The organism is Brasilonema angustatum (assembly GCF_059505445.1).
The window spans coordinates 1-21,527 of the sequence record NZ_JCACKO010000001.1 but is presented as its reverse complement, the minus strand read 5'-3'; the positions used below and the strand labels follow the sequence as shown (position 1 = coordinate 21,527).

The 21,527-nt window shown below is 40.4% G+C and carries 18 protein-coding genes; 8 read left to right on the top strand and 10 right to left on the bottom strand.

Going from position 1 to position 21,527, the window contains the following annotated elements:
- Positions 1 to 285: 285 nt before the first annotated feature.
- Positions 286 to 975 (bottom strand): 2-C-methyl-D-erythritol 4-phosphate cytidylyltransferase, encoded by a 690-nt coding sequence (ispD, locus tag AC5JM2_RS00090; RefSeq protein ID WP_495832885.1) that lies wholly within the window; start codon positions 973 to 975, stop codon positions 286 to 288.
- Positions 976 to 1,261: 286 nt separating this feature from the next.
- On the opposite strand from ispD, the gene AC5JM2_RS00085 reads away from it, so the two are divergent.
- The 3 genes from AC5JM2_RS00085 to AC5JM2_RS00075 all read left to right on the top strand — a co-directional run bounded on the left by AC5JM2_RS00085 (position 1,262) and on the right by AC5JM2_RS00075 (position 4,209).
- Positions 1,262 to 2,221 carry a glycosyltransferase family 9 protein gene (locus tag AC5JM2_RS00085; protein ID WP_495832884.1) on the top strand — a complete coding sequence of 320 codons (960 nt, stop codon included), beginning with the start codon at positions 1,262 to 1,264 and terminating at the stop codon, positions 2,219 to 2,221.
- On the top strand, positions 2,214 to 2,795 hold the full coding sequence (locus AC5JM2_RS00080; protein WP_495832883.1) for a D-glycero-alpha-D-manno-heptose-1,7-bisphosphate 7-phosphatase: 582 nt from the start codon (positions 2,214 to 2,216) through the stop codon (positions 2,793 to 2,795). Before AC5JM2_RS00085 ends, AC5JM2_RS00080 begins: the two co-directional genes overlap by 8 nt.
- 646 nt (positions 2,796 to 3,441) lie before the next feature.
- Positions 3,442 to 4,209 (top strand): hypothetical protein, encoded by a 768-nt coding sequence (locus AC5JM2_RS00075; protein ID WP_495832882.1) that lies wholly within the window; start codon positions 3,442 to 3,444, stop codon positions 4,207 to 4,209.
- A 615-nt stretch (positions 4,210 to 4,824) separates the two neighbouring features.
- Here the strand turns inward: AC5JM2_RS00075 and AC5JM2_RS00070 are convergent.
- Positions 4,825 to 5,298, bottom strand: a complete 474-nt coding sequence (locus tag AC5JM2_RS00070; RefSeq protein WP_495832881.1) for a CRR6 family NdhI maturation factor — start codon at positions 5,296 to 5,298, stop codon at positions 4,825 to 4,827.
- A 433-nt stretch (positions 5,299 to 5,731) separates the two neighbouring features.
- Between AC5JM2_RS00070 and AC5JM2_RS00065 the strand changes: the two genes are divergently transcribed.
- From AC5JM2_RS00065 to AC5JM2_RS00055, 3 genes are all read left to right on the top strand, one after another.
- A complete protein-coding gene (locus AC5JM2_RS00065) occupies positions 5,732 to 6,181 on the top strand; it encodes a Fur family transcriptional regulator (protein WP_169268337.1) in 450 nt (149 codons plus the stop codon).
- Positions 6,182 to 6,368: 187 nt separating this feature from the next.
- Positions 6,369 to 8,168: a DUF3685 domain-containing protein gene (locus AC5JM2_RS00060; protein ID WP_495832880.1), complete on the top strand. Its 1,800-nt coding sequence runs from the start codon at positions 6,369 to 6,371 to the stop codon at positions 8,166 to 8,168.
- A 309-nt stretch (positions 8,169 to 8,477) separates the two neighbouring features.
- Positions 8,478 to 9,293 carry a class I SAM-dependent methyltransferase gene (locus tag AC5JM2_RS00055; protein ID WP_495832879.1) on the top strand — a complete coding sequence of 272 codons (816 nt, stop codon included), beginning with the start codon at positions 8,478 to 8,480 and terminating at the stop codon, positions 9,291 to 9,293.
- Positions 9,294 to 9,396: 103 nt separating this feature from the next.
- On the opposite strand, the gene AC5JM2_RS00050 is transcribed toward AC5JM2_RS00055, so the two are convergent.
- The 7 genes from AC5JM2_RS00050 to hpsA all read right to left on the bottom strand — a co-directional run bounded on the left by AC5JM2_RS00050 (position 9,397) and on the right by hpsA (position 18,116).
- Complete coding sequence (locus tag AC5JM2_RS00050; protein WP_495832878.1) at positions 9,397 to 10,278, bottom strand: glycosyltransferase family 2 protein; 882 nt, start codon at positions 10,276 to 10,278, stop codon at positions 9,397 to 9,399.
- A gap of 145 nt (positions 10,279 to 10,423) precedes the next feature.
- On the bottom strand, positions 10,424 to 11,257 hold the full coding sequence (gene hpsJ-B, locus AC5JM2_RS00045) for a hormogonium polysaccharide biosynthesis protein HpsJ (protein WP_495832877.1): 834 nt from the start codon (positions 11,255 to 11,257) through the stop codon (positions 10,424 to 10,426).
- Between the two features lie 329 nt (positions 11,258 to 11,586).
- Positions 11,587 to 12,228 (bottom strand): TIGR04282 family arsenosugar biosynthesis glycosyltransferase, encoded by a 642-nt coding sequence (locus tag AC5JM2_RS00040; protein WP_495832876.1) that lies wholly within the window; start codon positions 12,226 to 12,228, stop codon positions 11,587 to 11,589.
- Between the two features lie 32 nt (positions 12,229 to 12,260).
- On the bottom strand, positions 12,261 to 12,812 hold the full coding sequence (locus AC5JM2_RS00035; protein ID WP_495832875.1) for a GspH/FimT family pseudopilin: 552 nt from the start codon (positions 12,810 to 12,812) through the stop codon (positions 12,261 to 12,263).
- On the bottom strand, positions 12,790 to 13,719 hold the full coding sequence (hpsC, locus tag AC5JM2_RS00030; protein ID WP_495832874.1) for a hormogonium polysaccharide secretion pseudopilin HpsC: 930 nt from the start codon (positions 13,717 to 13,719) through the stop codon (positions 12,790 to 12,792). Before hpsC ends, AC5JM2_RS00035 begins: the two co-directional genes overlap by 23 nt.
- 32 nt (positions 13,720 to 13,751) lie before the next feature.
- Positions 13,752 to 14,459 carry a hormogonium polysaccharide secretion pseudopilin HpsB gene (gene hpsB / locus AC5JM2_RS00025; RefSeq protein ID WP_495832873.1) on the bottom strand — a complete coding sequence of 236 codons (708 nt, stop codon included), beginning with the start codon at positions 14,457 to 14,459 and terminating at the stop codon, positions 13,752 to 13,754.
- A gap of 36 nt (positions 14,460 to 14,495) precedes the next feature.
- Positions 14,496 to 18,116, bottom strand: coding sequence for a hormogonium polysaccharide biosynthesis protein HpsA (gene hpsA, locus AC5JM2_RS00020; RefSeq protein WP_495832872.1), 3,621 nt, complete (start codon positions 18,114 to 18,116; stop codon positions 14,496 to 14,498).
- Positions 18,117 to 19,166: 1,050 nt separating this feature from the next.
- Between hpsA and AC5JM2_RS00015 the strand changes: the two genes are divergently transcribed.
- Positions 19,167 to 20,087 carry a hypothetical protein gene (locus tag AC5JM2_RS00015; RefSeq protein ID WP_495832871.1) on the top strand — a complete coding sequence of 307 codons (921 nt, stop codon included), beginning with the start codon at positions 19,167 to 19,169 and terminating at the stop codon, positions 20,085 to 20,087.
- A 695-nt stretch (positions 20,088 to 20,782) separates the two neighbouring features.
- Positions 20,783 to 21,337, top strand: coding sequence for a hypothetical protein (locus AC5JM2_RS00010; protein ID WP_495832870.1), 555 nt, complete (start codon positions 20,783 to 20,785; stop codon positions 21,335 to 21,337).
- Here the strand turns inward: AC5JM2_RS00010 and AC5JM2_RS00005 are convergent.
- Positions 21,334 to 21,527: hypothetical protein (locus tag AC5JM2_RS00005; RefSeq protein WP_495832869.1), on the bottom strand; the 194-nt coding region annotated here is incomplete at its 5' end. The two genes, AC5JM2_RS00010 and AC5JM2_RS00005, sit on opposite strands and share 4 nt — an antisense overlap.

Sequence of the window (21,527 nt, the reverse complement as noted above, 5' to 3'; positions counted from 1 at the left end):
CATTGGTCATTAGGCCTTAAGTATTAGGCATTAGTCAGAAGTTACTGGTATAGCAGGGAACGCTTAACAGGGAACGCTTAACAGGTCTGAAAGCTCGTGGTGTCTGTATTTCCTCATCAGTTCATGTCCTCATTTACCTGGCAACTGCTATACAAAGAAAAAATGACAAATCACAAAAGAGAATCACAGGTGTTTGGAAAGGTATCATATTTAATGACATAAGTCAAGGTGCTCATTGAGCTCACCAAAGAGGAACCTTGGGCAATACCCAAAAATTGTTATGACTTACTGCTCACCCAGCCTAGTTTTGAGAATAAATTCAGCGATCGCCAAATCTTGTGGAGTTGTTAGCTTCAAATTCGTTTCCTCTCCCTCGACAACTCGCACAGCAAAGCCGCACTTTTCAAACAAAGCAGCATCATCTGTCACTTCCCACCCTTGACGGAGACCTTCGGCGTGACACTGCTTGAGCAACTTAACATCAAATCCTTGAGGAGTTTGGGCTGCCCATAACTGTCGTCGGTCAGGTGTGCTTTGAATAATGCCATTTTCATTTACGACTTTAATCGTGTCTTTAACCGGGACGGCAGCAATCAAACCAGGACAGTCTCGAATTGCTTGAGCACAAGAGTTAAACAAATCTGGTGTGGCGAGGCATCTAGCTCCATCATGAATCAATACTTCCCTAGCGGAGTCGCTTAACGCCTGTAATCCATTGTAAACCGATTCTTGACGCGTAGAACCCCCTTGAATGAGTTCCACTGGCTTAGAGAGCTTTAATTGAGTAATAATGGTCTGAAAATCTTGCCAATCATAAGGTTGGGAGATAATGCCTATCCAACTGATTTGACTTGCCGCTTCAGCAGCCAGAAGAGTCCACGCGATAATAGGCTTAGAGCGCACCACAAGTAGAAGTTTATTGCGGTCACTCCCCATTCTTCTTCCGCTTCCAGCGGCTGGAATTAATAAATGCACAGAATCCCTCAGTTTCACTATAGGGGATAGGTTAGTGGTTAGTAGTATGATTTGACAACTAACAACTTTGAACGCTTAACAGGGAATAGGGAACGCTTAACAGGGAACGCTTAACAGGGAATAGGGAACGCTTAACAGGGAAAAGGTGTTTCTTTCATTCGTAGCGGGTGGTGAGCCGCCTGTGGGGCTGCTCACAACTGACCAGTTCTAATCCTTAATTTCTAATTCCTAATTACTAAGCCAAATCTCCCCTAAAATAATTAGCGAGTAAGCGTCAATATATATTATGCGAATAGTAGCCCTTGTCCCTGGCGGAATTGGCGACCAAATTCTGTTTTTCCCGACCTTAGATGACCTGAAGCACTATTACCCCAATGCTCAGGTAGATGTTGTTGTGGAACCCCGCTCAAAGACTGCTTACCGGGTGAGTAAGTCAGTCCATGATGTACTGGCGTTTGACTACAAAGACCGTAACAGTATGGCAGATTGGGGCAACTTGATAGGCACGATTCGCGATCGCGAGTACGATGTTGCCATTGCTTTAGGGCAAAGCGCTTTAGTGGGCGTTTTGCTGTGGCTGACTGGAATCCCCACGCGAATTGGCTACAAGAGCAAAGGATCTATTTTTCTCACCAATTCAGTTCCTTTGAAAACAGAACAGTATGCTGCTTGCATGTATCATGACTTGCTGCAAGGGTTAGGTATTAATTCCCCAACTCCTGAGTTAGCAGTAAATGTACCAGTACCAGATATTGACTGGGCAACTAAGGAGCAACAGCGCCTGGGGATCAAGGAAACCGGCTACGTTTTAATTCACGGTGGTTCTAGCGCACTTGCCAAAACCAAAGGTTTGGATAAAGTTTACCCTGTGGCAAATTGGCGGCAGATTATTCAAGACTTCCAACAAAAGCAGCCAGAAATGCCCGTGGTAGTCATCCAAGGACCAGAGGATGAAGAATTTGTCCGCAGTCTCAAACAATCCGTACCCAATATCAAAATCAGTAGTCCTGATGATATTGGCAAATTGACAGCGATGATTGCTGGAGCAAATTTAATGCTGTGTACCGACAGCGCCCCGATGCATTTGAGTGTGGCGGTACAGACTTATACCATTGCCTTGTTTGGTCCGACAAACCCAGCAAAGTTGTTACCCACGAGTGATAAATTCCTCGCCATTAAATCTTCTACAGGTAAAATGGCAGATATCTCGCCTCAACTCGTGTTGGAGAAAATTTGGGGTGGGTAAACCTGCTGTATTCCTAGACCGCGATGGAGTATTAAATGTTGAGGCTGGCTACATTCACCAACTAGAAAATTTACATTTAATTCCTGGGGTTGCCAAGTCCCTGCGCCAGCTCAATGACCGAGGTATTTTTTGCTGTCTGGTTTCAAATCAATCGGGACCTGCCAGAGGTTATTATCCAGATAGTCACGTACAAGCGTTACATCAGCGACTTTGCCGACTCTTGGCACAGCAGGCTGGAGCAAAATTAGACGCTTTGTATTATTGTCCCTACCTCAGCCCACCAGAAGGAGGAATAGACCCAGCCTACACCCAGTGGTCTACTTGGCGCAAACCCAATACAGGAATGTTGGTTGCAGCAGCCTGGGAACACGATTTAGACCTCAAGCACAGTTTTATGGTAGGGGACAAAGCAACTGATGTGGATATGGCACACAATGCTGGCTGTGTGGGTATTTTGGTACAAACAGGTTTTGGCGATCGCGTTTTGGTGGGTGATTACCAGCACCACACAAAACCGGATTACATCGCCAAAGATTTAGCTGTAGCTGTTGAATGGATTTTACAGCAGTTATAGATTAAAAAAAAATACAAAAATACAAGTGCTACCGAGCTTCACTTCGGCACAGCTTGTCTCAAAAACTTTTGTTACTATCTAAAATCCGCCTTTAAAAGGTGGATTTTAGCTTATTGACTTTCCTAACGGGTCAATAGCATTATTAGACGCATAATAGCTTGATATTTTATTCTTTTGCAAAATTTTTTTGCAAAAGGCTAGTAGAAATAAGATATTTTCGGTAGATTTTTGATAGAGCAAATTTTTTCGGTAATCTACTACACATTTATCGTGTTTTGTCATTATTGGGCATAAGTTAGAAGTTTAGCTTGGGTATAGCTTCTAGCCTAATTTATGAAGATAACACTGAGTTATCTTATTAAAAACCTTGAAATGACAAAGAAAATTAAAGAAGTAACGAGTTTTTTATCTTGTTACGAAACTAATTCACGGGAACCAAAAATTTACGCTAGAACAAAGAATAGTAACCTTAGTGCAGCAAGCTCAGGATTCTCGGCTGCATGGCAACAAATACTTGCCATTCTTATCAGGTGTGGATAGCTTACCGATAGATCTAACGCGCCATGTTATGTGTTCCTTAACTTCCCTCTTGCTGTCAGGCTGGTGCATCTAACAAGAATGTGACGAAAAATACAAGGAAAAACAGATGGCGATTCGATTACATGGTTTCATGAGCAGTGGAAAACGTTACATCCAAGTAGAAAACCAACCTCACCACATCACTGGGATTTTCAAAACGCTCATGCACTCTTCAAAAAATATGCATCACTGTACGCTAAAAGATGCGGAAAATGCCTATTTTAAATATGAGGAAGATGGAACAATTACTTTCTATCAACGTGAAAACTCTGAAATTTGTGATTCAGTAGGAATTTGGACATATCTTGTCTATGAATGTCCAGAGGGTGAAGAAAAAGTTTTCCCTGACTTATCTATTGATACAAGTGCAAAATCTTTGAAGCAATTGTTTGCTGGTTACAAAATTGTTCAAGTAACTGTAGACATAAAGGATTATCTCAAGTATCAATATATTCAAGATGAATATCTAGATGTTCAACTACCCTGTGATTGGAATACTTCAGAAGGTAGAAAAATTGCCAACCTTCTTTTAGAAGAATTTAAGGCCTTTAAATCATCTACTATTTTTACAGAACGTGCTGGCCAAGAATACGGAAAAACCGTTTTAGACGGTTTTATCAAAGCTGCACAAGAAGTTTTGGAAAACGGTGGAACTCTTAGAGACTTTGAATCTGCTCAATACGATGTGCTAAAGAAAATTAGAATTGATGACATGGCAAATTTAATTCTTGAGTATAACGATTATCGCATCTGGCAAGCGGCATTACCGAGTAAATCGAAAGCAGTTGAATATGCTTTTAGTACAGCATTAAGACTGATATGCCGTATTAAGTAAGTTAGTGGACAAAAGTGTTTCATGTGTGTTGTAAGCGAAAGGAAGCGAACGCAGCAGTTTGCGATTGCTTCAGTCTGCCCAACGGCAGATCTGTGTGCCAGCAGCACGGGGCTCCTGCCGTATGCGCTTTGCGCCCGCCCACAGGGCGTTGCAAGAGCGTAGGCGTGCAGGAGATAAGAGTTTGCCAGTGGCATAAGGATGGAGATGTCAGTGCAGCACTGGCTGACTACGTTCCGTATGTTCACAGGGCACGCTACGCAAACGCAATTGCCTTGATTACGATTATTTATGTCCACTGACTTAGTCTTGATTTAAAGCACTTACAAGTAATAGAATACCCAGCCGTCATGGTTCACCAATGCTTTCTTGCAGAAAACATGAAGCCAAGATGCAATCGTCATTTACGTTGAGCGAAGTCGAAACGTTGTCCGCCGCCTCTCCCGACACCAAACTGAATACAGTTATGGTGCGGGGCTTACGGCGAAGAAGCTAAAGATGAGAAAACATTAGTCATAGTTACTAGTGATTTTAAGATTCCCGACAAGTTTGGCGAAGTCGGGAATCTTGTTATTCACGTTCATGGGTAGGATGCCCGTAGGGCTTATGATTGAATGATTAAAACATTTCAAACAAGGCATCATCTAACTCATAACCTAGGAGTTGTGCCATCGACTGGAGGCGAGATTTACTAGGAATACCCTGCTGTTGTAACCAATCGTTTAAAGCAAACAGCTTGTGCATTAAAAAGATTTCTAAAGCTTCAGGATTATACTGAATACCTTCTTTGGTACTGAACTGGTGCGGGACAAGCATTGCTGCATAACGGGCAAATTCGCCAGTTTTCCAATCAAGTAAAAATACTAACCAGGGATAGCGAGTATCTAGACGGATAAACCAGAGCCGCACCTCTGGAATTTCTGAAAGTTCCCGTGGATCGCCTGGTTCCAGAGTATAGTCGATATCAAAATGCAGTTGCTGCTCGTAGGATGCGATCGCCCCCTCTTGCAGCAATTTTTCAATCTCTGTGACTACGGGGGACAGATCCAAGGAGTTAATGCAGTCGGTGTTGAGTGGGATAGTGATTGTCATTGAAAGAGCAGCAGTGGTGCTCAAGAGTATGATCGAGAATCCACAGTAGCAGCTTTCGACTATTCACGCTACATATACTGTCCGAAATAGCTGAAGACAAAAGACTATTACAACAAGACAAAAATAAAAAGATGTGATTTTACTTATTTGGTGATGGTAGCTTTATTTGGTGCGCCCCACGTACTAGCAGTAAAGTAGACGTTTGCAGCCATTTTAAGCTAAAGTTGTAATGAGTTCATTTTATATTGAGAGGGTGAAAAACCATTACTCAACCAGCACAAAAACTCTTCACCCTCACCTGTGATGTCCGCACTCATCAACAGCAAAAACACTGCTAAAGCGGAGCTAACAGGGTGCAAAATGTTGGATATATAAAATAACAAATAAACACTTCCCAGGGAAAATTAACCCATCAGTTAATAAACTTTAAAATATGCAAAAGCAAACGATATCAACAAAACCTATTCGTTCACTGGAAGATGCTCTTGAGCAGTGTCAGGTACTGGGTATGCGCGTTAGTCGTCAGCGTCGCTTTATCCTAGAACTACTTTGGGAAGCAAGAGAGCATCTTTCTGCCAGAGAAATTTATGATCGCCTGAATCATGAAGGTAAAGAGATTGGGCATACCTCTGTTTATCAAAATTTAGAAGCGTTATCCAGCCAAGGCATCATTGAATGTATTGAACGCTGTGATGGACGTTTATACGGCAATATTAGTGATTCCCACAGTCATGTTAACTGTTTGGATACAAATCAAATCCTGGATGTTCATGTAGAACTACCAGAAGAATTTATCCGTCAAATTGAAGAACAAACAGGAGTGCGGATTACTGAGTATAGTATTAACTTTTATGGTTACCGTAATTCGCAAGAGAGCAAATGACGGTTGATAGTGAGTTGCGCCCAAGTGCAACCACTACCAGTTACCTATTACAACCGTTTTACCATCTGCATTTTCAATGACTCCAGAAGGGAGTGGATTGTGAAATAGTTCCAAGCAAAGAAACTACGCTCATTTGTCAAGCTTATTTACGACTAAAGTAAAAAAAGCTTGCGTTTTTAAGCAGATTATGAGCGATCGCCCTTTAAGATTATTGTTAATAGACCAGGACCCCATCTTCCGATTAGGGCTAAGAGTAGCTTTGGAAGAATTCTCCAATTTACAGGTGGTATCGGAGGCAGAAACAGACACTGCTGCATTGCAGATTTTAGCCAAACTTGCACAAGAAAATCCAAACCAAGTCAATTTAGTCGTTTTGGAATTGGGAAATAGTCGCTTTGTTTCTAGCCAGCAACTGGGTTTACAACTCTGTCGCCATTTGAAAACCCAGTACCCCAATCTGCCATTATTACTTTTAAGTTCTGTTCAAGAACAAGGACTACTTCTAGCAGCAAAAGCTGCTGGAGTCGATGGTTACTGTCCTAAAGGAACTCCTATTTCTGAATTAGTGACCATTATGCACGATGTGGTGGCAGGTGGTTCATCCTGGGATTGGGAGATGGGAAAACAGAACATGAGGATTTACAGAAACGAGGATGCAGGATATGCTCTTGAAAACCTCACGTCTTCTGAACTTCCTTTTGCTCAGTTACGGAAGCGTCTACGGTTATCAGGGATTGGGTACATCAACGTCACTTTGAGTGAAGTGACAGCACAATTACAAGTTCCCGGATTACCATTATTAGATCGGGCAGTGTTAGCTGGGCAAAGACGAGAATTGCTAGCAGCGCGTTGGCTGCTGAATCGATTATTAGCTTCATCACTGGAAAGGCGACAGGAGGTACAGTCGCATTCACGTAATGTTTCTGCAAGCAATAATTTCGCATCTGCACAGTTGCAGTCTCCGATAAATTCTCTCCCAAGTACTTCTGTTTCCAAATCTGACTCACCAGCTTCTGTGCTGAGTCCTAGATCATTACAAGCGGCATTATTTGCATCCTGTCTTACCAAACTTCAGCTTCCTTTACAAAATGTGACAGCTATCCCTTTAGAAATTGATATTTTACGTGAAGACAAAAAACGTGATTTACTTTATCTTATTTTACAAAAAATTGCTGACGTGCTAGATGAAATGCGTGCTTCTGTAGTAGAGATAAGCCAATTATATGAATTAAAAAGTACTGTGTTGCTGGATGTATGGCAATCAGCAACTACGAGCTTTTTTGGCAAATTTTCTCGGGTGCGAGTAGACAATAATAATTTAGAAATAGTTACTTTTCTTCTGCAAGATGCTGCTGTGGTGCGAGCCGAAATCCTCAATAGAATTCCCCTGATTGAAGAGTTATTTTCTTATCTCCTATTTCAAAGAAATTTGCAAATTGATAATACTTCCTATCCAGCAGGTAGCTTTGAAGCAAAAGAATATGCAGAAATGATTCTGGAGAATCTCTTGATTCAGGTAGGCAATGGTGTTATGCAACCGTTGCTCAACTCTTTAGCAGATGTAGAAGAAGTGAAGCAAAATTTTTATGACCGTCAATTGATTTCAATACGAGAAATTGAACGATTTAGAAATAATTTGTCGTGGAGATATCGCCTCAGGAATTATGTGAATGAGCCGAAAGCAATTTTTGAAAGCCGCTATGAGCTATTTGTCTTTGCACCTCGCGGTATTGCCACAACTTCGATTTATGCGCCACGTGGACAAGAGTTAACGCAACTTTCTGGAATTCCGTTAGTTGTCACTTTAGCAATAGAATTTCGTGATGCGATCGCTCCTCGTATACAATCGCTCTTATCCTTGTTTGGCAGTGGTGTTGTCTTTGTTCTCACGCAAGTTATTGGTCGTGGTATCGGTTTGATTGGTCGTGGTATTCTTCAAGGAATTGGCAGTGTTTCTTTAAGGGAAAGAAAGAATAAAAAGTTATAAAAGGGAACAGCCAACAGGAGGTAATGTGTGGAGATTGAAACCCCACCCTATGCGCGAATTATACGCTACGTGCAGGCACTTTCACATAAATCAGAAATCAGATAAGATTGCTAATATATCCCTCTTTTATAACTCTGAGGAGAAAAATAATAAAAGGCAACACGCCGATGTTAAAGACTAATTGTTAACTAAAATTTTAAATAAGAGCAATTTTCAAACATTAATGCAGCAAATTTTCAGAAGATAAAAGTGCTTATAACTCCTTAATCTCAGCTTAGTAATAAAGTAAACTGAAGGAGACTTGCTCCCATGACTGCCCATGTAGATATTGACAAGTACAAGCAGCTAGTAGTTGATGATTTCAATTCCAGACCTAACTATGATGAAGGAAATCAATTTCACCTAAGTTTAGCTAATCGTCTGATTGAAATCGCTCAACCTCAGCCAGGACAGAAAATCCTCGATATTGCTACTGGTACAGGATTAGTGGCAATTACTGCAGCACAAATTGTTGGTTCTTCAGGTCGAGTCGTGGGAGTAGATATCGCCAAAGGTATGCTAGAGCAAGCACAGAGGAAGATTAAGACGATTGGACTCAAAAATATTGAACTCATAGAAGCAGACGCTGATTATCTCAATTTCAATGACAGCAGCTTCGATATCATTTTTTGCTCTAGTGCGATCGTGTATTTGACGAACATTCAGAACTCTCTACAGCAGTGGCATCGCTTTCTCAAACCAGGTGGATTAGTTGCTTTTTCTTGCTTTGCTGAAACTGCCCATACAGCAGCTGTCATGTTTAGACAAAAAGCCCAGACTTATGGAATTTTAATTCCCAATCCGAACGAGCCATTAGGAACTCCTCAAAAGTGTCAAAATTTGCTTACAGACCTAGGTTTTCAAGATATCAAAGTCATAACCGAACAGTTTGGTTCTTATCTGAGTAATGTTGAAAAAGCTTGGTACGCAAATGCGAGAAGCGCTTTTGGCTCTCAAGTAAAAGAACTCCCTCCAGAGAGATTAGAACAACTCAAAGCTGAATACATTGCACAACTCGAAGCAACTGCAACATACAAAGGTATTTGGAACGATGTAACAACTTTCTTTGTATTGGGGAGTAAGTAAATAACCTGTTAGTGTTGAGTTAGGTCGAGGGTGAGTATTATCTATGGCTTGACCTAACTCGATACCAAGCACTGGCTCAATATCTAAGTAGAGAGCGATATGACTAATCAACGGAATTTGATACTAACTGCGTAGCTTTGCTTCCAGACACTTCTGCATCCAACTTGGGTGTTGGCATATGCTTCATTTCCCAAACTTTTAGCAGAATTAGGTATTCGTAGAAAGCTTGCAATGTACACCAAGTAAACCCAGCGCGTCCGTCTAAGCAGCCACCTAAGATAAAATACATATACAAAAAACGTATGATTGGTCTAGCTGGTAAGCGCAAGGACAAATTTTTTAAGGCGCGGCGTCGTTCGACTTCTGACTTCCCAAAAAATAAATCTTTCCACCTAACTGTTCCGTTTTGTAACTGATGAAGGGTTTCTCTGGCTTCATCTGTGGAGTAACGGTTGTGTTTATCAATCCAGCGGCTGAACCCCTTGCCAGAAGTATAATGAGGGTATGTTTCTTTCAAAAAGCTTGTTGGACCGTCACAAACTTCTCGTTCTGTATGACCATAGTCTGTAAACCAGACTTTACCGTGGCGGAAAAGGCGCAGTTGGTAACGAGGATATTGAGTACTGCGGCGAATCCAAGAATTCATGAACATGACGCGTTCAGCGGCATAGTAGCCGATGTAATCTGGATTACGACTCACTTTTTGGCATTCCGCGAACAGTTCTGGCGTCATGCGTTCGTCAGCTTCTAGAATATAAACCCATTCATACTTGGGAGATATATTTTCTAGCATCCAAGTACGTTGACGACCATGGCTTTCAAAAGCGTGCTGAACCACACGAACTGGATAGCGGTTGGCTATTTCGACGGTGCGATCGCTGCTGCATGAGTCTACAACAATAATGTCATCTGATAGCATCGCCGATTCAATACAAGCGGCGATGTCTATTTCTTCGTTATAAGTCAATATGTAAATTGAAAACATTCGCAATCTTAAATTGATATGACTTGTCTTGTGCGGAATTTTACTTTGTTCTGGTAAATATATGCAAGTCAACTAAGATCATCTTCATCAGGAATTCATAAAAAAGTGGCAGTATGATGCATCGTACTGCCTTCAAAATAATGGACTAGCGTGCAGGCATTTTGCGTTTACCACCTATAACATTCATAGCTTTTAAACCTGACCAGCCGATAATAATGTAAGCAATAGACAACAGCAAACTGCCTATAACAATTCTCAAACCGGGCTTCCAATTGTCTTCAGCTTGTTTTATCAGCTCATCCCGGCGGGCGCGAATTTGCCCTAATCTTTGATCTGCAAGTTGGTCTGGATTACTTTGTTGGGCTATGAATTTGTCAAGTTCTTGAGGATTGGCTTTGAATTTCTTGAGCAAATCTTTTGTAGCTTGGGGAATATTGGGGTTATTCAGTGCTTGCTGATAACGCTGATCATCTTGAAGAAGTTCAGTATATTGTGCTTTGACTTGGGCTTTCTGCTTCTCTACAGATGCTTTGACTTGATCGTTACCCAATTGAGCTTTCACTTGGTTAAGCTGACCTTTCAATTGGTTTTCTGCTAGTTGTGCATCTCTGGTGATTTGATCCACTGTTTGAGTTCTTTGATTAATGATATTCCCAGCATGGACAGGAGCAATAATCAAAAAGAGTAATCCCAAGATACTTGATATCACAAGAGCTGGCATTCTCAAGTCTATAGACTGGGGTTGAGTGCCATCATCAAAACTGTCAATCCAATAGCCAGTAAATAGCATACCCAATGCGACTAATGGCACGACTCCTCGATCAACCAAACTTGCTGCCCATCTGAGTTGCAACAGCCTATCGGTTGGGCTGAAGTCAAGGCTTATAATCAAAAAATCAATCAAAAAGGACAATATTAAAATTATCCCAATCACTTTGAGTGTGCGGGCTGCGATCGCAGCACCTAAACGGTTATTCATAGTTTTTCGTCTTGTAGTTGACTGAAGTCAATATTTTATATAAAGGTACTGGAATATTGTTCCTATTCGGCTACCTATTATTTCTGTTTGAGAGATTCTTTTTTGGGTGATATATTTTCTACCCTTTAATGTCAGCCACACCACGGTAGCATCTCGATTCTAGGTTGTCTTCAGAAAAACCCTTGTGTAAAAAAAAACAAAAGTAACACTGGGAACGTTGATAGCTGTAGTAAATATTCCATTAGAGGGGTTTGAGATACATTTTTATGGTGTGATGAGTAGGGTGTAAGGGGAAAAATCACTACACACCATCGTCACAACAAACCAGTTTAGTGCGTAAATCTGAGAATCTCTTCCCAAATTGGCAAATCCTCTGGGCGATCAATATCAGCCAAGTGAGGTAAGTCAGCGACTGATAAATTTAACGTTTGAGCAATACTTATAGTCTGATGGAAGACTTGAGAGGTTCCCCAGTCTATATTGATAAATAATTCTGGCACAGGACGTTGCAAACCAATTAAGTAATACCCACCATCAACTGCTGGACCAAGCACAAGCTCGCATTGCTGAAGTTGTGCAAAAGCTTCTGCTAAAATCTGGTTATTCACACCAGGGCAGTCAGTACCGATAGTCACGACTTTTTCTGCACCTGATTGAAAGGCATTGAAGAAAGATTGTGTCATCCGCAAACCCAAATCTCCCTCTCCTTGAGGTTGGTAAATTAAGTCATATCCTAGCCACTCTTGCATAAGTTGCAAATCACCACCTGCAAACCGCACTTCAAAAGATATGGCGGAAGTCTTTTGCAACTGTTTCACTTGAGATAATGTGTGTTCTGTCATTTGACGCTGAAGATTTGCTGCACCTTCAGTTCCCAAAGCAGGTATCAGTCGAGTTTTTGTCTTGCCTGGTTCTGGATAGCGAGTGAAAATTATCAGATGCTGTTTTGCTGTTTCTGGTAGATTGAGCACGAGATACCTTCTTGAAATAAATTAAAATTATATTAATAGCAATACTTATTTTTGTCAGGTTCATCGTGTTCTTTTCCCGTTCGCATTGCACCTAAAATCGTAGAAATGTAGACACAACGTTTAGCTTTTCCACCAGACTTACTAGATAAAGTTATTCGTCCCAACGGTGGTTTCCTAATATTTCCTCTATCATCAAATTGGATTTGCCCAACACCATTTGACTGTTGTAAAGTTGTTTCCGCATCCAAGCGCACATTTGGATCTAAATTATTCCAAATAGCGTTAACTGGGTTTTTTGTGGCAAGATGAACTGCCCATTGCACAATATCGTTTTGTTCCCGAAAACTAACTTGCCAAGTTAATTTGTTTTTGATAGCTTGGCTTTGAGCTTGGCGTATAGCAAGATAAACTTCGTTTTGAGCAGTGTTGAGGCGCTGAGTATCGACAAAAGCTAGCCAACTTGGAACTGATATGGCAGCTAAGATACCAATTATGACAATACTTACTAAAAGCTCTAGTAGTGTGAAGCCATTGCTAGAACAATTCTGCTTATCCTTAAAGTTATTTAGCAGATAAGAATCCATTGCCTTGGACTCGTATACTTGCTTGAGGAAAATATGTTTTATAACTCTCATTAAAATCTATATTATTGTTTTGAAGACGAGCGAGGGCATTACCACGTAAATAAAGTTCTGCTACGGTATTTTCGGAATCCACACAAACGTAAAAGCCACGTGTTCTAACATTTTTAGTGGCAACAGCATCTCCACTCCCAGAAAATTGTGGCAACTGTTGACCTATTTTGCAATTATAAGGTGCTGGATTGGTATTATCATTTATTGTAGTTTGATCAATGTAATCAACTAAAGGTATAATTTTTTGTGTGTAATTGTCGCTGTTTTTTGTCCATTGATTCATCTTACTCTTAAGATTGCCTGAAGCTTGCAGATTAAACATCTGAAAACCTTTGTCTCGGGTTTCGTTTTTCTCGGTTTCAGTAGCTCCATAACCGTCTTTGATTTGAAATTTACCGATTCTAGCAGCATTAGACCATGTAGGGTCATTATCTTGAATTAAATAATAGGCAACTAAAGAGTAAACAAACAAATTTCCTTTTTGTGTAGCAGAAAGTTCTTTGGAAATAGACTCCCGCTTCCAAAAGACAAGAACAGGAAAATAATTATTTTTATAACCATACCTTGGTAGTTGCTGCCTAATTGCATTAATGCCATCAGCATCATATATATAGACTGACTGCTGTAAATCCCGCGCAATATAATCAAGTGCTGCTTTGATTTCTTGCTCGGTATCTGCCTTTGCTTGCTCTTGTCGATCAGTTGTCATAATGTTAATCATGAATCCTAGCAAAGGTGTGATAACAAGAGTAGCGATGATGATGCCTACCAGTAACTCAATCAAGGTAAAGCCATCACATTTATTTTTCTGGCGAAAAAGCTTTAACTGCTTAATGAAAAGCCATAATAAATTCATAATATTGATTTGCTCGGAATAGTTACCGAGACTTAGCAATGAGACTTAGGATTAGGATTAGTAGCAGGAGGTTTCAGGCGCTGACAGAAATCACTAAATGTTGTTACTTTACTTGATATTTCTGTTGTCATTTCTACTAAAGGTGCTTGGATGGATATTAAACCTGTCCCTTTAGTGAAAGTTTGTGCTTGTTTAATGTCTGGGTCTTTCAATGCCTTCAATGTGATGCTAGGCTTATTGAAAGCGTCTGCTCTGTACACTCGTAACCCCAATCTATAGCCATCCTCGGCATTATTGGAAGTTGGGTTATACCCAAATCCCTGAACAATCATGTCTTTGAAGTTATCACTTGTACAACCTCCCGTATCTCCATCTACGCAATATAACTGAGATGATGGAGTTGCAGGAGAGATTTCGCATAAGCCAGTTCCAGTTGTAGGACAAGTTAGGGTTCCTGATGGTGCATCTGGCGAAGGTGAATCGGTCGTTGTTGCCGCGCTGTTCGTTATGATGGGTGGTGGTGGAATTGTGCTTGATTTAATGCCATCAATATAAGTTTGAGCAGCGTTAGTTGCTAACTCAATACGTCTTGCTTGTAACCGTGTTGCGACAGAGAAGATAATAAGAGGTGCGATCGCCACTAGTAATATGCCAACAACAACGACTGCTATTAATGATTCAATGATGGTAAAACCTGACTGACTAGATAAAGATGCTTGTTGCTGTTTTCGGTGAATCATAACATTAACAGTTATCAGTTATCACTATTCACTGATTTAAGAACACGTACCGCGTTGATCTTGGGTAATGGTGTAGTTACCATTAGGATCTTGAGCACACAACAAAGTTTTTACCCAAGCATCGTCTCGTCCGACTTCTCTGTAAAACTCATTCGGCTTGTTTGTTGCGGGTGTTGTAAAGTGTAGAGAGAATAAGTCAGGTGGCTGATTCAGCAAAGCGGTATCATAACTCCATAAACGGTTGGGTGGAGTAAAGAAGGATGTACGACTTAGATTTGAATTGGAAGGATTGCTTCCATCAATAACTGTTTGCCAAGGAGCAGTGGCATAGTTACTGTGTTTAAATTGGATAAAAGAACCAGCTACTGTGTGGCTTATCCCTTTCCAGTTTTCTAAGTAACGTACAAAGTTTTCCAAACCACCATTGCTTTCTGTTGGGCGTCCCGGCGTGTTACCTTGAGCAAATATGAGATTTGTTTCTGTATTTGTGGCGGTTTGCATCTTGTAGTCCCCCTTTCTCTCTTCGCGAAAACCGAAGCGGAAATTATCAGATAAAACTGTAATTGCATCAGCAACAACTAATGCTGAACGCCAAGTTTCACCAGTGTTGCAATCAGGAAACTGATTCGGGCGACAGCCGAAGTTAGAATTCAGTGATTGACGCGCGTAGAATTTATTACTCCAGTCCTTTTCTCCTTTTAAGGAGTTGTCTGTGAACTCTTCTTGGGTGTGAATATTGAAATTTCCTTTGATGTAAACTGGCAGGTTAGATACTAAAATGAGTCCCTTTTCTTCTGGCTTATAGGTAGCATTACGGCTTAAGTCTCTGCCGTTAATCAGCATAATGGCATTTGGTCGGCGAGTTGAATCTAATTTGAAGTCAGTAGCACTAACATCTAAATTGTTGGGTTCACTATCGTCGGGGAGTGCATCATCACGAGTGGTGTAAATAATTCCACTATTTGGAAATAGAAACTCACCACCACTTTTTGATTTTCTGCGTAACAAATCCAAATCTAAGATAGTGGCGCGAATTTCTAACGGTTCACGCGATTCAACTGTTTTAATCTCTCTTGCATCAAGAAAAGCAGTTTCCATAATAGCGCCATGAGGAATAACAGTATCTGTGGGATTACCAATAGTACCGTCTAAAATCTTCAAGGCGCAAATCGCAGAGTCAACTGTTGATTGTTCTGCAAGGGTAAGAGGCTGACTAGTTGTGATTTTTTTCCAAGCATCCTGTAGTGGTTTATTCACCAAGCGTCCATTTGAGTATTTCAGCTTTGCTTGGTAATTCAGCACATTCTCGTAACCTGTGGTTGACAAAGATGAAGCTGAGTAGACAACACCGTTGTTAGAGTCACCCGGATTATTACTAACATTCGGTAGCCCAGTTAAGTCTCTGTTTGTATTTCTTAAGCTAACGTCTGGTAAATCTTTCTGGTTTCTGGCTGTTGTGCTATTTGTGGGGTTGTAATAGCTGCTGACACAAGCAATTGGTTTTTGATAGTCGGTTGGAATCTTTGGATTATAGGAATCATCTTGGTAGTGATAAACAGCTGTAGCCCGCATTCGTAGATAAGGTGTCTTCTCATCGGGCATAGTATCTGGTGGATCTGCTATGGTATCTAGTTTTGGATCTGCGATCGCATTAGCAAATTGAGCACTACCGCCACCAGAAGTGTAACGGCTAGATAAGTAAATTCCTGCACCTGTGACAACTCGCAAACCCCCGACGACATCCAGAGAACTTTGGGGTTTTTGTGCTGCTGACTTTTCCCAAAATTCGTCTCGGTTTGTCGCTCCTAAATCCTCTAACTGGTATGCTTGAGAGAAGCGCTTACGAGTAACAGTGCTATTCTTTCCGTTCTTATCAACATCCCATTCCTTACCAGTAATAGTCTGTCCTTCGTCTGGTGAACTGAGAAATTTGCCTTTGGTTGTGTCATACCATAATTGAGGTAAATTATTGCCAACTAAAATGCGATCGCCTATTTTTTGCTCTTTATCTGCTTTTGCTTGTTCTACTGGTTCTGTTGCAGGTAGATAAAGTTTACTTCCGTTATCTTTTATTCCTATTTCGGCATAATTCGTAGCCGTTTTACCATCAGCAGGATTGAAGGTAAACACCCATTCATCCACTGGCCTTAAAGAGTTTCTATTTCCTTGAAGAGGACTATTTGTTTCATAGTCGTAACTTCGATATTTTAGTGGATTACTACCTTGTGGTATTTCGGCGTATGGAACACGACGTGTCCTTTTTTTAAAGTAAGCTTTTAGCTTTTTATCACGAACTTTAACAGCATCTAAAGTGTAGTCCTCTGCTAAATCTCGTTCTATTTCCTGTTGCACTTCATCAGGAAGGTCTGCGTTATTTGGATATGCACTATTTGTTGCTTGCACTAACCGGTCAATTCGTTTTGCATACCCCTCATCATTATAAGCTGCCGTGTTTCCGTAAACAGATGTAGGTACAGTTTTCTTTGTGTTATTGATCACATCACTTTCAATTGTGCTGTTAGGTACATAAGATTGGTCAAATAAATCTACTTGCACATCACCATGACTGGAATTGTCTGTTACTCTACTATCTATTACATTTCCAGCGACAATAATTTTGCTATTTACCTCTTTGAAATAGCATGATGTAGGACTACTAACTAGATATAACTTGATAGGCTGAGCCAGTCTTGTTGTTAGCAAATTACCATTTGTGAAGACACGTCCATTTAGACTGATGCCTTCTTCAGAAGCAATTTCTAAATCATCTTCATAGACAACCGCATTGTTAGTGAGGGGTATTCTTTCTTGCTCTCGGTCTTGCTGATATTCTAGAGCGACAAAGCCTTTATTACCTCTAAATGTTTCATATTTATTAGTATTTAATATTGTTAAATCTGTGATTGGCACAGTTGTAGTATAAACAAAAATACTTTTTTTTAGCTTTTCACCGACTTGATACCAACCATTGGCACTTACTAAGTTCGCGCTAGTGGTAGCTAAATTTTGACATTCGTTACCAACAGTACCTGTGTCCATCGGTTGCGTTCTTGCTTTTAAGAAATTTCCGGGTTGATTACTAGTTGGAGTCCGAAAGTAAATACCATAGAGAGTGTAACTATCAAACTTACCGTTATTGTCCGTATCTACAGGATATTTCCAAACAGTTTGTAGAGTATCGTCGCCTTGAACAAGTTTTAACTGTATCTCATCACCAAAAGTAAATTGGTTAAGGTTATTATTGATAACTTGTTCAAGTGAAAAATCTGAAGGAATTGAGGACTCTAACCTAGAATCTCTAAATAACTGTTCTATTTTTGCTTTTGCTCTTTCAATAGCAGGGTTAGCTGCATTCAGAACAGCCTCATTCACTCGGACATTACTAGCATTTTTTGCCCTTTCAAAAGACCGAAATAAAATAGCAGTTGTTATTAACACAACCACCAATGCTACCATTGCGACAGTTGGTAACACAAAACCAGCATTCACACTTGACTGTTGTTTTTTATTATTGACTAGTATTGCCCGTAATAGCCGAAGAATTTGTTTTTTAATTGTAGATACAAATATTTTACGAATTTGTCTATAAAACCTCTTGATTTTCTTTAATCTCCAACCATAGTGAAACATAAGTAGTTGACTGCTAAAACTTCTCATAAAAAAACCGCAGATGCACGAACTTTGCACACAGATAATTTATCTGCATACTCTGCGGAAAGTCGCCCAGAGAGCGTCTACATCTGCGGTTCCAAATACCTCTAAACCAGTATTTCAACTTCAGCTAACTTTGTAAAAATACTATGAGAGCAAGCTTATATTACCCACTTTTAGAGAAAACATACCAATCTCGCAAAAATGATTACTTATACGATTTCTCAGGAAGCTTGCAATTGAGACAGACCCCCCGTAACAGAGATTTTGCACCATTCTCAAGAATCCAACCTCGTCCGCCTCGGAATCAATTCCGAGGCTCACAGTCCAAGTCTACTAAAGTAGACTCATATCAAGTCCGGTTGATTAGTTATTATTAGTGAGGATGTGTGCGAAAATCGTAAAAGCCTCTCTCCCTGCTCCCTGCTGAAAGCGATTTTAATGATAAGTCTTTAACCGGACATGATATCAAAGGCTTATGCAGTCGTCTTTAGACGACTTTTACTATCAGACTGGGGTTTAAACCCTAGGCGGTTGTTGCCAGGAGTACAAGATATGAGCCTTAAACTCCTGCGGCGCGGAGTCCGCTAGTGATATATGAGGTAACAGAAGATGTTATAAACACTGCTCAAAATCGACTGAAGCTGAATAAATAGCCTATGTTAATGCATGCCTTATGAGCAGAAGTATACGTAAGATAACAAAAATTAGAAAAGCACTGGAGTATCCCTGTTCTCCAGTGCTTAAAGGCAACAACTCTTACTCAAAATTAGAATACCCAGGAAAATATAATTAGAATTGGATAAATAAAAAAGCACTGGGTACGGATAAACCCCAGTGCTCAAGGACGACTTACACGATTTACTATCAATCCAGAATTAGAATACCCATACAAATGCACGGGTGAAATCAACACCGAATCAAGGCTTGAACCTGTTGACACGTTAGGGCTAGCCTTTGCCTCTACCGCAGGCGTGTATTTTATGCAAGTCAGAAGCGTGATCCAAAGCTTATGTCTTTGGCTAAAATAATTTAAGAAGCTTGCTACCACAGTGTATGGACTCTTTAAACGGCGACTCCAAGTCAAGATCCCTAGAAGATTTACAATCAGGGGCAAATAATAGCGAAGATGAGAACATTCTGGAACTGAGCGTATTATCCGATACTATAGAACTTATAGAAAAAATTATTACCAAAATCAGTCAATCTGCTCAGACAGGTGCTCAAAGCGAAAATACTCAACACAAAGCTAGTGTGACAATAAGATCCCTTGAGCTTAACTATAGTGAAAGACCAGAAATGGAAGAGACACTAGAGCTTTTGTGCGAGCAAGTAGAAAGTTTCAAGCAACTGCTGTACTACAAAGAATTAGAACTGCAAGAGATACAGCAAGAGTTGCGTGATACAAACGAGGATTTGTTAACTGCACTTAATTCACCGTGCCTAACACTTAATTCGGCGAAAAAATTAGTTAAAGAAATTTTGGTCAGTAAAAAGCCGATAATTGGTGAAACTTTAGCAACACTCCTTAGCGCTATTTATAATTCGACTGTCGAACCACAAGAGTTAGAGCAGAAAGAAAAATCAAATTCTCCAAAACTTTTGATAAGCGCTCCAGGCAATTGTATGCCTACCAATAATCAGGCATATCAAATTCAGAGCGTAGCGCTGAGAAAGCAAGCTACTGAAAATAGGGCTAAATCTCAAATGGTGAGAGAGCAATCTCCTGAAATTCGGGCGAAATCTAGAAAGTTGCAAGCTCAGTTCAGTGAAAATCTCGCGAAATCTATAGAGTTGAAAGCTCAGTTCATGGAACTGGGAACTAAATTTATTGGCTCTCAAGCTTCATTCATGCTGCGTGAGCAGAATTTTAGGCACACACAAAAGCCGAAAGCAATTGATCTGGCGGACGTTAGTCCGCCAGATCAATTGCTCGATTTTGGAGATAGTTCTTGTAAGTGTACTTTTGTGTGGTAACTAGGGTGACGCGCGCGGTGAGCGATAGCTAGCCCCTAAGGGGGCGCTGCGCAAACGCTGCTGCCCTTGGCAGATCGCCCGAAGGGGGGTGGGGTCAAATCAACGTGGAATAAAGACGTGAACGTTAAGTTGACACATATGAGCTAGGTTAAAATCCCGGTACTGCCACTACCTAAGTTACCAATCAGGGAATTCTAAATCTGAGTAGAATCAGCAGAAGCTGAAAATGTTTTAAAAGTAAAGTCCATCATCAAAATTCAAGTGTGGAATAATAAACAAGCAAAAAATAGACAAGATTGCAAAAGTTACTTTTGCACTTCTTAGGGAAAGGGGAAAGGTTAAAAGAGAAAGGTTTTTTTATATTCTTTTCCCCTTACCCCTTACCCTACAACTGACACGAAGTCTAACGTGTCACGGTAATTTGTAGAGATTATCCGTGAACATGAAATAACAGAATAAACAATCAATCACTACTTTTGTAGTGCTTTTGTACTGTTATCACATATATTTATTAGGACTTACGCACTACTAAAAATAGTGGGTTGCGATCTGCGCTTTGCGCAGCAGCGTTTGCGCAGCGCCCCCAAAGGGGCTAGCTATCACTTCCCAAAGGTCGCTGCGGACTATGGTTACGTTGTTCGTGCGTAAACCCTATTAATGTAGAATTTTCCATGCTTAGGAGTTAGAAAATATTTATGTTTATCATAGTCGAAAAAGAGATGTATCAGATAGAAAATCAGGAGCAGGCGGTTATGAATTTAGAAAATATGCACGAAACACTTAATGAACTAGAAGCCCAGAAAAGCCAAATTGAAAGGACTATAGCAAGTATACGACTGGATATTAGTGAAAGAAAAGAAAAACTCCGCAAAGTCGAATATGATATATTTGGTGATATCGATGAACGCGCCAGAAAGTGTCTTGAACTCGAAAAATCTATATCACTACTCAATTTCAATTTATCGAAATATCAAGCAATGCTTGTAGATGTAGAAATAAAGATACCTCCGCTACAAAAGCGGATACAAGATTTAAATCAGCATCTGCAATTACTACAAAATACCAATGAGATAAGACAGGCTTTAGAGCCATTTATCGAACTTGAACAGCAGTATTTAGAAAAGCGTGATGAAATTGACCAAATGCTTAGAAGCAAAGGTCATTATTTAGGACTTAAAGCGCTGCCGGCGACGCAGAAACTCATTAGGAAAGGGACTGAATACGAGCTACGAAGCACATTGCACGGTTAAATAAAAGAAGCATTTTTCTTAACCAATGGTATGCACAAAACCCCACCTACGGCGTGTGTAGGTGGATTTTTATCGTCTTTTGACGAGAAGTCTGCTGTTGTCAGCCCCTTTCCTAGTAAGAAAGAGGTTGACTTAGATCTTGCACCATACTTTTCGTCCGCCAAGAAATAAATTTCTTGGCTCAAAGTCT

Bases quoted from the DNA above. Each gene is read 5' to 3' on its own strand.
- AC5JM2_RS00050 (WP_495832878.1), bottom strand. From the start codon at position 10,278: ATGTTTTCAATTTACATATTGACTTATAACGAAGAAATAGACATCGCC.
- AC5JM2_RS00070 (WP_495832881.1), bottom strand. From the start codon at position 5,298: ATGACAATCACTATCCCACTCAACACCGACTGCATTAACTCCTTGGAT.
- AC5JM2_RS00085 (WP_495832884.1), top strand. From the start codon at position 1,262: ATGCGAATAGTAGCCCTTGTCCCTGGCGGAATTGGCGACCAAATTCTG.
- AC5JM2_RS00055 (WP_495832879.1), top strand. From the start codon at position 8,478: ATGACTGCCCATGTAGATATTGACAAGTACAAGCAGCTAGTAGTTGAT.
- AC5JM2_RS00075 (WP_495832882.1), top strand. From the start codon at position 3,442: ATGGCGATTCGATTACATGGTTTCATGAGCAGTGGAAAACGTTACATC.
- hpsC (WP_495832874.1), bottom strand. From the start codon at position 13,719: ATGAATTTATTATGGCTTTTCATTAAGCAGTTAAAGCTTTTTCGCCAG.
- AC5JM2_RS00035 (WP_495832875.1), bottom strand. From the start codon at position 12,812: ATGGATTCTTATCTGCTAAATAACTTTAAGGATAAGCAGAATTGTTCT.
- hpsB (WP_495832873.1), bottom strand. From the start codon at position 14,459: ATGATTCACCGAAAACAGCAACAAGCATCTTTATCTAGTCAGTCAGGT.
- AC5JM2_RS00060 (WP_495832880.1), top strand. From the start codon at position 6,369: ATGAGCGATCGCCCTTTAAGATTATTGTTAATAGACCAGGACCCCATC.
- hpsA (WP_495832872.1), bottom strand. From the start codon at position 18,116: ATGAGAAGTTTTAGCAGTCAACTACTTATGTTTCACTATGGTTGGAGA.
- AC5JM2_RS00065 (WP_169268337.1), top strand. From the start codon at position 5,732: ATGCAAAAGCAAACGATATCAACAAAACCTATTCGTTCACTGGAAGAT.
- hpsJ-B (WP_495832877.1), bottom strand. From the start codon at position 11,257: ATGAATAACCGTTTAGGTGCTGCGATCGCAGCCCGCACACTCAAAGTG.
- AC5JM2_RS00015 (WP_495832871.1), top strand. From the start codon at position 19,167: ATGGACTCTTTAAACGGCGACTCCAAGTCAAGATCCCTAGAAGATTTA.
- AC5JM2_RS00010 (WP_495832870.1), top strand. From the start codon at position 20,783: ATGTTTATCATAGTCGAAAAAGAGATGTATCAGATAGAAAATCAGGAG.